At 69.1% G+C, this 837-nt stretch carries 1 protein-coding gene and 1 pseudogene; both read right to left on the reverse strand.

Features of this window, described 5'->3' with window-relative positions:
• Positions 1 to 277, reverse strand: a pseudogene (locus tag AX702_RS20980) (RcnB family protein); the annotation flags it as partial.
• Positions 278 to 433: 156 nt separating this feature from the next.
• The coding region (locus AX702_RS20985; protein WP_066782280.1) for an outer membrane protein assembly factor BamE at positions 434 to 837 on the reverse strand (404 nt) is incomplete at its 5' end.

An 837-nucleotide genomic window follows, 5' to 3' on the forward strand; every position in this document is an offset into this window, starting at 1 on the left:
GCGACCGGTGGCTGGAGCGATAGGAACGCCAGTCATCGCGGCCCCAGCGGCGGTCACGATCGCGCAGGTCATCGCGATAGTCCCGGCGGGCATCGCGCAGATCGCCTCGTGCGTCCTCCACCTCGCGCCAGTCGCCGCGGCGCTGCGCATCACGCAGGTCGCGCCGCTCCTCGCGGATCTCCTGCCGGCCGCGCTGCAGCTCGCCATAGGACTGGGCCGTGGCGACACCGGGGATAATGGTCGCCGCCATCAACGCGGAAACGATCAACTTACGCACGATACAATCCTCCATCCTTGGGCGCGGCCCCGAGCCGGGAACCGCACCGTGGTTGGAGATATGCCGCGATTCGCCTGAACCGCCGGGGAATGCGTCAGTCAGCCGCCAGAAAGGATCGTGACGCGGTCGTCACGTCCGCTCGCGGCGCGTCGCGGATCAGGGGCGGGTGCCGCCCGCGCCGCCGCCGCCGGCGCCCGCTGCGCCCACCGTGCCGATGTTGCCGAACAGGTCGGCGAAGAAGCCGCGCTCACGCCCCAGCGTCGGCGTGGTGCGCTTCGCCGGGCTGATCGACGCCACCTGCTCCGCGCCCCATCTGCGGATCGCGGAAACGTTGCCGCTCTGGTCGAAGCTGATCTGCACCGTCACCTGCTCACGCACCTTGGGCGTGTTGAAGGCATAGTTGCGGCTGTCGCGCGACACATAATACCAGTCGCCCTGGTTGAACTGGCTGGCGAAGCTCGGCTGGCCCAGCGTGGCCAACACCGACTGGCGCGTATCGACCCCGGGCTGCACCGCATTCAGCAGGTCCGCATCGACGACATAGCCCTGATGCGAGCGCA

It is taken from the genome of Sphingomonas sp. CCH5-D11 (assembly GCF_001557395.1).
GTDB lineage: Bacteria > Pseudomonadota > Alphaproteobacteria > Sphingomonadales > Sphingomonadaceae > Sphingomonas.